Here is a 9,420-nt window from a genome sequence, read left to right on the forward strand (position 1 = left end):
ACGGCTTAACCGAGCAGGCGCGCAAAGAAAAGGCCGCCCGGAGGCGGCCTTCGATATGTCTCGCTGCGGATAGGATCAGCGCGAGTAGAACTCGACCACCAGGTTCGGTTCCATCTGAACGGCGAACGGCACGTCGGCAAGGCCGGGAACGCGCTGGTAGGTGGCGACCATCTTGTTGTGATCGACCTCGATGTAGTCGGGCACGTCGCGCTCGGCGAGCTGGACCGATTCCAGCACGATGACGAGCTGCTTCGACTTCTCGCGCACCTCGATGACGTCGCCCGGCTTGCAGCGGTATGAGCCGATGTTGGTGCGGCGGCCGTTGACGTTGACATGGCCGTGATTGATGAACTGGCGCGCGGCGAAGATCGTCGGCACGAACTTGGCGCGGTAGACGACGGCGTCGAGACGCGATTCCAGCAGGCCGATCAGGTTCTCGGAGGTATCGCCCTTGCGGCGGTTGGCCTCTTCATAGGTCTTACGGAACTGCTTTTCCGAAACGTCGCCGTAGTGCCCCTTCAGCTTCTGCTTGGCGCGCAGCTGCAGGCCGAAGTCGGACATCTTGCCCTTGCGGCGCTGGCCGTGCTGGCCGGGGCCGTATTCACGCTTGTTGACCGGGGACTTCGGGCGGCCCCAGATGTTTTCGCCGAGACGGCGGTCGATCTTGTATTTCGCGGATTCGCGCTTGCTCATCGCATTCCCTTTCAAAACATTGCACCCGAAACCTCACGTTTCGGGTGAAGGAAACGCGCCCTCCTCTGGCCTCCGTTTTCGAAGCCTGACAGGACAACCCACGCACGCTTTGCGGAGATGTCCACGGGACACGTCAATTGAAACACCGGGCGTTGCGGCCCGGTGCGTTGCCGGTTCTCTAGAGGGATCGGCGTTTCATGTCAAGCGGCGGACACTAGACCATGATGCCGAAAAGTGTGAAGCGGTTTTTGGACGGCATCATGGTCTATCTATTTGATTTTGCCGCATGTATGCGACGCCAAGTGATTCCACTTGGCTGCAACATGCTCTAAGAGCCAGTAACGCGCGCTTTTACATATGGCTGACGATCGCCGGCGGGTGATCGTAGTCGTCCTCGCGTCCGTTCTCATATTGGATCGGGATCGCCGCCAATTCCTCATCGGACACGCCGTCCAGCGCCGCGACGTTGACTGCATGGAACCAGCCGTCGAACGGTTCCATCTCCAGATAGCCTTTGCTGAAGCCGCGAAAGCCGCAGTAACCGCAGAAGTAGTGGTGGACGTGCCCTTGCGGCCATTGCGACTCCGGCCCACGGTAGTCGCGCAGCATCTCCTGCCCGGAGACGACGCGAAAGGCATCGCCAAGCACGAACACCTTCCACAGCCGCGACTTGCCACAGAAGCGGCAATTGCAACGGCGCGTCCCTTGGGCGAGGTCAACCTCGCATTCAAAGCGGACCGAACCGCAGTGGCAGCTTCCCCTGTAGGTCTTAAGCATCCCAGTTCCCCTCCCTTGCCAGCCTCTCCGCATAAGTCCGCTCGCGCTCGAAGCATTCGCTCCAGCCACCGACATGGCCGTCTCGGGATTCGACGGAGAGAAATGGCGCCTGATGAAAGGATTGCACGGTCTTTCCCTGCTTTTCGGCGAAGGTCACGGTGACCAGCGTCTCGATGCCGGGCTGGTCGTCGCCGTCTTCCCAAAGGAAGGTGTAGACGATGCGGCTGTTCGGCTCGATCTCGCGGTATTCACCCCTCATCCAGTACGTGCCGTGGTCAGCGGAGGCGATGCAGGCGCGCCATTTGCCGCCCGGCCGAAAATCCATCTCCAGATGCGTGCAGGTGAAATCCTTAGGTCCGAGCCAGCGGATCATGTGATCCCTGACCTGCCAGACGCGGAAGACGAGTGCGACCGGGGCCTCGAAGGTGCGCACGATCAGCAGTTCGTCGTCGCGCAGGCGCCCGGGATCAGTTCGGCTCGCCATCAATACTGCCTTTCTGCAATGAAGCCAGATACAGGTCCATCCTGTCGAAACTATCCTCCCAGAAACGTCGGTAACGCTCCAGCCAGCCATCCACCGCCTTCAGTTGCCCAGGCTCCAGCCTGCAAGGGCGCCACTGCGCCTTGCGGCCGCGGGAAATCAGCCCTGCCGTTTCCAACACCTTCAGATGGCGCGAGATCGCCGGCAGGCTGATGTCGAAAGGCTCGGCCAGTTCGTTGACGGTCGCCTCGCCCGTGACAAGCCGGGCAAGGATGGCGCGGCGGGTCGGATCGGCGAGCGCCGAAAGCGTCCGGCTCAATGGATCTGTCATTTAGCCATTCCGTTAATTAACATATCAGCTAAGTAATAAGCGGCGCACGGTCTGTCAACTCCATGTCGTTATCTTGCGTTGGCGTTACCGCGGGCGGCGTCCGTCAAGCGGCGGCCGCGTCGAAGGCATTGCGGGCCGCCCGCATATGGTCGCGGTTCTCGGCGGCCCAGGCGCCGAGCGCGCCGATCGGCCCGGCGATGGAATGGCCGAGTTCGGTCAGCGCATATTCCACCTCCGGCGGCGTGGTGGGCCTGACCGTGCGCGCCACCAGCCCGTCGCGCTCCAGTGAGCGCAGCGTCACCGTCAGCATGCGCTGGGAAATACCCTCGATGGCACGGCGTAGCGCGTTGAAGCGCACCGGCCTCTCCTGCAGGTTGATGACGACGAGCAGGCTCCACGTATCGCCGACCCGGTCCAGCACCTCCCGCATCGGGCAATTACCCCGCCCGTCCGGCTCGAAGCCGGGCGCGGTGTGGAGGAGCGGCGTATTCGAGGCAGCCTGCGATTCCGCTCTGGCGTTCATGGCAGTTCCTTCCCTGTAACCTGGGCACGAAATCATGCCTTCTTTTCGCGCCGCGGCAAGGTGGCTATATGGTTACTTGTTGTAACCTGATTACGGATCATACCTACAATTTAGCCGCGAGGGAAGCGGCAGAAGGAGACAGTCATGAAGATCGCCCTCATCGGCGCGTCCGGCTTCGTCGGCAGCGCGCTGCTCAAGGAAGCCGTCGCGCGCGGTCATTCGGTCACCGCCATCGTGCGCAATCCCGGCAAGATTGCCGAGGCCAAGGGAGTGGCCGTCGTCCAGGCCGACGTCACCGACGCCGCGGCGCTCGCCGCCCTGCTGAAAGGCCACGACGTCGTCGTCTCGGCCTTCAACGGCGGCTGGGGCGATCCCGACATCTACGCCAAGCATATCGCCGGTTCGAAAGCCATCGCGGCGGCGGCAAGGGCGGCGGGTGTCAGGCTGATCGAAATCGGCGGCGCCGGCTCGCTCCATGCGCCGGACGGCAGCCAACTCGTCGATTCGCCCGAATTTCCGACCGCCTACAAGGACGGCGCCCGCGCGGCGCGCGATGCGCTGACGGCGCTGCAACAGGGCGACTGGAAGGACTGGACCCTCGTTTCGCCGGCCATCACGCTGGCGCCCGGCCAGCGCACCGGCCATTATCGCCTCGGTGCCGACAACCCGGTCTTCAACACCAAGGGCGAGAGCCATATCTCGGTGGAGGACTTCGCCGTCGCGGTCCTCGACGAGGCGGAGACGCCGAAGCATTCTGGCAAGCGCTTTACCGTGGGCTACTGAGCGTTTCGCTGGCGGTAACGCCCGTCTTCCTCGGGCCTCGCCCGAGGATCTGCCGGCAACAGGAAATAGCGGGGCACTTTGTTGCCGAGTGGAGAATTGCCCGAAATGGACCGGGCATGATGACGGCGGGCGCCGGACGTTTCCGCTCAATCCTTCGACTTATGCTCGGGCTTACCCTTGCGCTTGGTCGAGGCCATGTCCTCCAGCTCTTTTTCGCTCATCGATTCGTACATACCCTTCGATGCGCCTTTGAGCTCGCTCTTCTTGGTGTCGCCGCGCTTGGCCGAGAGTGCGGCACCGGCGGCCTTTTGCTGGGCCTTGGATGTAGCAGGCATGATCTTTCCTCCAGTTTCAGGAGAAAGGAACGCGACCACCTGCGCTATGTTCCGGCCGTTTCCGGCACGACGAGGCCGAACCCCTGCATCAGCCGGCGCGTGGCGAAGTCGGTCCGACCGGAGGTGAAGACGGCAAGGTCCGGCTCCTCGCCGCGCAGGCCAGCCCCCTCGCCGTCCACTGCCGTAAGCAGCGACAGCGCGCGACGCGCGATCGCCTCGGCCGGATCGATCCAGTCCACCGGCCAGGGCGCGGTCTTGCGCATGCGGTTGACCAGGAAGGGGTAGTGCGTGCAGGCCAGCACGACGATGTCGGTGAAGCGACCGTCCTGCTCGATGAAGCAGGGCGCGATCTCGGCCCGCACGGCCGCCTCGTCGACGAAGCCCTCGCGCATATAGGTTTCGGCAAGCGCCGCCAGCCGGTCCGAGCCGACCAGCCGCACATGGCATTTCTGCGCCCAGGTGCCGATCAGGTCGCGCGTATACTGCCGCTTGACGGTGCCCGGCGTCGCCAGAACCGAGACGAGGCCGGAACGCGTGCGCTCGGCCGCCGGCTTGATGGCAGGCACGGTGCCGACGAAGGGATGGCCCGGAAACGCTTCCCGCAGCGCCTCGATCACCAGCGTGGAAGCGGTGTTGCAGGCGATCACCGAAATCGCCGGGCGATAGCGCTGCAAAAGCGCAGCGAACAGCGACAGGATATGCGCCTTCAGTGCCGGTTCTTCCCATGCGCCGTAGGGAAAGGCGGCGTCGTCGGCGACATAGATGAAACGGCGGTCGGGCATCAGCACGCGCGCTTCGCGCAGCACGGTCAGCCCGCCGATGCCGGAATCGAACATCAGCACCGGCCGAGCTTCCGGCCTGGACACCACAGCCTCCAGCGCCGGCGTTTCAGTCATTGTCCATGCCTCGACCGCCGGCAGGCGGAAGCTCGCCGGCGTCGTTGTCGTCGTCCGCAGGTGCCGTATGTGCGGCTCGGTCGGCTTTCGCCTTGCGCTCGGGATAGCCGGCGCCGCGCGGCTCCTTCGGCGAGAAATAGTCGAGCGAGGCGACGACGCCGCGCAACACCTTCAGTTCCGGCTCGGCGAAACCGGCGCGCGTCAGCACGGCGCGCAAGTTTTCCACCATCTTCGGCTTCTTCGCCGCCGGGCGGAAATAACCGCGCGTCTCGAGCGCCGCCTCCAGATGATCGAACAGGCCCTGCAACTGCTGCTTGGTGGCGGGTGCCATGTCGGGGCCGGCGAAGTTCGTCTCCGTCTCGTTGGCGAGGCCGGACTTGCGCCACTCATAAGCCATCAAAAGCACCGCCTGGGCGATGTTGAGCGAGGCGAAGGTCGGATCGACCGGGAAGGTGACGATCTCGTCGGCCAGCCCGACCTCCTCGTTGTTGAGGCCGAAACGCTCGCGCCCGAACAGGATACCGGTGCGCTCGCCGCTTGCGGTGCGCGCGCGCAGCGCCCTGCCCGCCTCCACCGGCCCGCGCACCTCCTTGAAGCCGTCGCGCTGGCGCGCCGTGGTGGCGAAGACGAAGTTCAGGTCGGCGATGGCCGAGGGAAGGTCGTCGAAGACGCGCACGGCGTCGATGACGTGGTCGGCGCGGCTGGCGGCGGCACGCGCCTTCTCGCTCGGCCAGCCGTCGCGCGGATTGACCAGCCGAAGCTCGGTCAGGCCGAAATTCGCCATGGCGCGGGCGACCATGCCGATGTTCTCGCCAAGCTGCGGCTCGACCAGTACGATGGCGGGGCCGCCGGCGGCGGTGGTGTCTTCAGTGTCTTGCATGGCTGTTCGTTGGCGTTTTTTCCAACCTTCACTGGCACATCCGGCGCGGGAAATGAAGCGCCGCACTTTGTCCTCGATCCGTGTTACGGAAAAGCATGATCGATCACAGCGGCGAAATCCTCATCCTGACCGGGCCGCCCGGCTCCGGCAAGACCACCACGGCCCGCGCCCTTTCAGCGGAGCCCGGCGCACCGAAGGTGCATCTCCATACGGACGACTTCTGGCATTTCATCAAGAACGGCGCGATCGCACCCTACCTGCCCGAAGCCGACAGGCAGAACGGCGTGGTGATCGACGTGCTGACCAAGGCGGCGCAAGCCTATGCCGAGGGCGGCTATTTCGTCGTCCTCGACGGCATCGTCGGCCCATGGTTCCTGCCGCCGTTCAAGGCGCTGGCCGTACCGCTTCACTACGTCGTGCTTCGGCCGCCGCTCGAGGTGGCGATCGAACGCTGCCGGCAGCGCGGCGGCGACACGCTGAGCGATCCGGGACCGATCGGCGACCTGCACCGGCAATTCTCCGATCTCGGAGAGTTGGAGCCGCATGTGCTGCGAACGGACGGACAAAGCCGCGGCGACACGCTGGCCGCCGTTATAGCAGCCTTGGACAGCGACCGGTTCCGCCTGCCTTCCTAGCCGCCGGAGCTCGCGGCGGCGTTCGCACTTCGTCGCGTTTGCGCACGTCACATCGCTTTGATATAGGGGCCGCATCCTTTCAAGGCCGTGCCCGCGCGCGGCCCTATCCCCAGCAGCGAGGCATATTTTCCATGGCGAAGATCAAGGTGGCGAACCCGGTCGTCGAACTCGACGGCGACGAGATGACCCGCATCATCTGGCAGCTCATCAAGGACAAGCTGATCCACCCCTATCTCGACCTCAAGCTGGACTATTACGACCTCGGCATCGAGCACCGCGACGCCACCGGCGACCAGGTGACGATCGACGCCGCGCACGCCATTCAGAAGCACGGCGTCGGCGTCAAATGCGCCACCATCACGCCGGACGAGGCGCGCGTCGAGGAATTCAAGCTCAAGAAGATGTGGAAGAGCCCCAACGGCACGATCCGCAACATCCTCGGCGGCACCATCTTCCGCGAGCCGATCATCATGAAGAACGTGCCGCGCCTGGTGCCGGGCTGGACCAAGCCGATCATCGTCGGCCGCCATGCCTTCGGCGACCAGTACAAGGCGACCGACTTCCGCTTCCCCGGCAAGGGCAAGCTGACCATCAAGTTCGTCGGCGAGGACGGCAAGGTGATCGAGCACGACGTGTTCGACGCGCCCGGCGCCGGCGTGGCCATTGCCATGTACAACCTCGACGAATCGATCCGCGAATTCGCCCGCGCCTCGCTGAACTACGGCCTCTTGCGCAACTATCCGGTCTATCTCTCGACCAAGAACACCATCCTGAAAGCCTATGACGGCCGCTTCAAGGACATCTTCCAGGAGGTCTACGAGAAGGAATTCGAGGCCGAATTCAAGGAGCGCAAGCTCTGGTACGAACACCGGCTGATCGACGACATGGTGGCCTCCTCGCTAAAATGGTCGGGCGGCTATGTCTGGGCCTGCAAGAACTACGACGGCGACGTGCAGTCCGATACGGTGGCTCAGGGCTTCGGCTCGCTCGGCCTGATGACCTCGGTGCTGATGACGCCGGACGGCAAGACCGTCGAGGCGGAGGCCGCGCACGGCACCGTTACCCGCCACTACCGCCAGCACCAGAAGGGCGAGGAGACCTCGACCAACTCCATCGCCTCGATCTTCGCCTGGACGCGCGGCCTGGCGCACCGTGGCAAGCTGGACGACAACGCCGAACTGAAGAAATTCGCCGAGACGCTGGAGAAGGTCTGCATCCAGACCGTCGAGTCCGGCTTCATGACCAAGGACCTGTCGCTGCTGATCGGCCCCGACCAGCCGTGGCTCTCCACCACGGGCTTCCTCGACAAGGTAGACGAGAACCTGCAGAAGGCGATGGCCTAAGGCCTGATGAGCCGCCCCACCCTCTATGGTGCGGACTACAGCGTCTATGTGCGCATCGCGCGCATGGCGCTGGAGGAGAAGGGGATCGGCTATGACCTCGTGCCGGTGGACATCTTTGCCGAAGGCGGTCCGCCGGCATGGTATCTGGAGCGCCACCCGTTCGGGCGCATCCCGGCCTTCGAGCATGACGGGTTCCGACTGTTCGAGACGGGCGCCATCACCCGCTATGTCGACGAGGCGTTCGACGGCCCGCCCCTCCAGCCCGCCGATGCGCGCGGGCGCGCGGTGATGCACCAGATCGTCGGCCTGATCGATTCCTACGCCTATCGCGCTATGGTTTGGAACGTAGCGGTCGAGCGGCTGGAAGGCAATCCGCCGGACGAGGCACGCATCGCTGGCGGCCTGCGCATCGCCGAAACCGCCTTGAAGGCGCTGGCGACGTTGAAGAGACCCGGAGACTGGCTGCTCGGTAGCCAATTGACGCTGGCGGACCTGCACGTCGCGCCGGTGATCGGCTATTTCCTCAGGACGGAAGAAGGCCGCAGCTTGCTCAAGGCTTTTCCGTCCATCGAAGACTGGTGGAAGAAAATCAGCGCGCGGCCGAGCTTTGCCGCCACCGAAAAGGCCGACTGACGACAGCCGCAGGGCACGTCATGTTTTCGCCGCGCGGAGGCGGAACAAACGAATCCCCTCGCAGCTTCGATTCGGGATCGTCCATGCGCAAACGAATGAAAGTGCTGCTGGCGCTTGGTCTCGCGGCGGCCGCATTGTGGGCCGGCAACACCTCGCTGTTCTCGCATTCCGACGCCAGACCGCAGCTGATCGCGCATCGCGGCCTCGGCCAGACCTTTCATCGGGAAGGCCTGACCGGCGAGACCTGCACGGCGACACGCATCTTCGCCCCGGAGCATTCCTATCTCGAGAACACCATCGCGGGTTTCCGTGCCGCCTTCGATGCCGGCGCCGATGTCGTGGAGTTCGACATCCACCCCACGACGGACGGCCATTTCGTCGTTTTCCATGACTGGACGCTGGACTGCCGGACCGACGGCCACGGTGTCACGCGCGAGCACGACCTAGCGGCGCTCAAGGCGCTGGACATAGGCTACGGCTACACCGCCGACGGCGGCAAAACCTTCCCGTTCCGCGGCAAGGGCGTGGGATTGATGCCCTCGCTCGACGAGGTTTCGGCCACTTTTCCGGATCGACAGTTTCTCATCAACATCAAGAGCAACGACGACGAGGAAGGCAAACGGCTGGCCGAGGCGATCGGTGCGCTGCCGGCGGCGCAGCGAAAGCTGATAACCGTCTATGGCGGCGGCGGCGCGATGGCCGCCTATGCCGCGGCGCTGCCGGACGCGCCGGTGCTGGACACCGACGGCGTGAAGCGCTGCCTGCTGCGCTATTGGGTGCTGGGCTGGAGCGGGTATGTGCCGCAGAACTGCCGCGACACGCTGTTCATGCTGCCCGCCAACATCGCGCCGTTCGTCTGGGGTTATCCTGACAGGCTGGCGGCGCGGCTCAAGGCTGCAAACAGCACGCTGGTGCTGCTCGGCGCCTATGATGGCAGCGGCTTTTCATCCGGCGTCGACGATATCGAGGCCCTGGCCGATCTGCCTGCCCGGTTCGACGGCGCGATCTGGACGAACCGCATCGACAGGATCGGCCCGAAGGTCAAGCAATAGGCCGGCGACCCGGGGCCCGGCGCGATCTTTCAGGACGACCGGATTCCTGAGCCAAATC

The 9,420-nt window shown here is 64.4% G+C and carries 13 protein-coding genes; 5 read left to right on the top strand and 8 right to left on the bottom strand.

Features of this window, described 5'->3' with window-relative positions:
- Positions 1-75: 75 nt before the first annotated feature.
- The 5 genes from rpsD to E6C48_RS20830 all read right to left on the bottom strand — a co-directional run bounded on the left by rpsD (position 76) and on the right by E6C48_RS20830 (position 2,805).
- Positions 76-693 (bottom strand): 30S ribosomal protein S4, encoded by a 618-nt coding sequence (gene rpsD, locus E6C48_RS20810; RefSeq protein ID WP_136360110.1) that lies wholly within the window; start codon positions 691-693, stop codon positions 76-78.
- A 351-nt stretch (positions 694-1,044) separates the two neighbouring features.
- Entirely contained in the window at positions 1,045-1,545 is a 501-nt protein-coding gene (locus E6C48_RS23235) for a GFA family protein (RefSeq protein ID WP_456238545.1), read from the bottom strand.
- Positions 1,463-1,954, bottom strand: coding sequence for an SRPBCC domain-containing protein (locus E6C48_RS20820; RefSeq protein WP_136360112.1), 492 nt, complete (start codon positions 1,952-1,954; stop codon positions 1,463-1,465). Before E6C48_RS20820 ends, E6C48_RS23235 begins: the two co-directional genes overlap by 83 nt.
- Positions 1,938-2,282 carry an ArsR/SmtB family transcription factor gene (locus tag E6C48_RS20825; RefSeq protein ID WP_136360113.1) on the bottom strand — a complete coding sequence of 115 codons (345 nt, stop codon included), beginning with the start codon at positions 2,280-2,282 and terminating at the stop codon, positions 1,938-1,940. Before E6C48_RS20825 ends, E6C48_RS20820 begins: the two co-directional genes overlap by 17 nt.
- A gap of 103 nt (positions 2,283-2,385) precedes the next feature.
- On the bottom strand, positions 2,386-2,805 hold the full coding sequence (locus E6C48_RS20830; RefSeq protein ID WP_136360114.1) for a winged helix-turn-helix transcriptional regulator: 420 nt from the start codon (positions 2,803-2,805) through the stop codon (positions 2,386-2,388).
- 144 nt (positions 2,806-2,949) lie between these two features.
- On the opposite strand from E6C48_RS20830, the gene E6C48_RS20835 reads away from it, so the two are divergent.
- On the top strand, positions 2,950-3,588 hold the full coding sequence (locus E6C48_RS20835; protein ID WP_136360115.1) for an NAD(P)-dependent oxidoreductase: 639 nt from the start codon (positions 2,950-2,952) through the stop codon (positions 3,586-3,588).
- A gap of 146 nt (positions 3,589-3,734) precedes the next feature.
- Here the strand turns inward: E6C48_RS20835 and E6C48_RS20840 are convergent, their stop codons facing one another.
- Genes E6C48_RS20840 through E6C48_RS20850 form a run of 3 tightly spaced genes read right to left on the bottom strand, consistent with a single transcriptional unit; the run spans position 3,735 to position 5,699 of the window.
- Positions 3,735-3,923 (bottom strand): DUF3008 family protein, encoded by a 189-nt coding sequence (locus E6C48_RS20840; protein ID WP_136360116.1) that lies wholly within the window; start codon positions 3,921-3,923, stop codon positions 3,735-3,737.
- Between the two features lie 44 nt (positions 3,924-3,967).
- Complete coding sequence (gene murI, locus E6C48_RS20845; RefSeq protein ID WP_136360117.1) at positions 3,968-4,819, bottom strand: glutamate racemase; 852 nt, start codon at positions 4,817-4,819, stop codon at positions 3,968-3,970.
- Positions 4,812-5,699, bottom strand: coding sequence for an RNA methyltransferase (locus tag E6C48_RS20850; RefSeq protein ID WP_136360118.1), 888 nt, complete (start codon positions 5,697-5,699; stop codon positions 4,812-4,814). Before E6C48_RS20850 ends, murI begins: the two co-directional genes overlap by 8 nt.
- Before the next feature lie 98 nt (positions 5,700-5,797).
- On the opposite strand from E6C48_RS20850, the gene E6C48_RS20855 reads away from it, so the two are divergent.
- From E6C48_RS20855 to E6C48_RS20870, 4 genes are all read left to right on the top strand, one after another.
- Entirely contained in the window at positions 5,798-6,334 is a 537-nt protein-coding gene (locus tag E6C48_RS20855; RefSeq protein ID WP_136360157.1) for an ATP-binding protein, read from the top strand.
- A 131-nt stretch (positions 6,335-6,465) separates the two neighbouring features.
- Positions 6,466-7,677 carry an NADP-dependent isocitrate dehydrogenase gene (locus E6C48_RS20860; RefSeq protein ID WP_136360119.1) on the top strand — a complete coding sequence of 404 codons (1,212 nt, stop codon included), beginning with the start codon at positions 6,466-6,468 and terminating at the stop codon, positions 7,675-7,677.
- 6 nt (positions 7,678-7,683) lie between these two features.
- Positions 7,684-8,310 (top strand): glutathione S-transferase family protein, encoded by a 627-nt coding sequence (locus E6C48_RS20865; protein WP_136360120.1) that lies wholly within the window; start codon positions 7,684-7,686, stop codon positions 8,308-8,310.
- An 83-nt stretch (positions 8,311-8,393) separates the two neighbouring features.
- Positions 8,394-9,362, top strand: coding sequence for a glycerophosphodiester phosphodiesterase family protein (locus E6C48_RS20870; protein ID WP_136360121.1), 969 nt, complete (start codon positions 8,394-8,396; stop codon positions 9,360-9,362).
- Positions 9,363-9,420: the final 58 nt, after the last annotated feature.

Source organism: Ollibium composti, from assembly GCF_004801285.1.
In the GTDB taxonomy this organism is placed as follows: Bacteria; Pseudomonadota; Alphaproteobacteria; order Rhizobiales; family Rhizobiaceae; genus Mesorhizobium; species Mesorhizobium composti.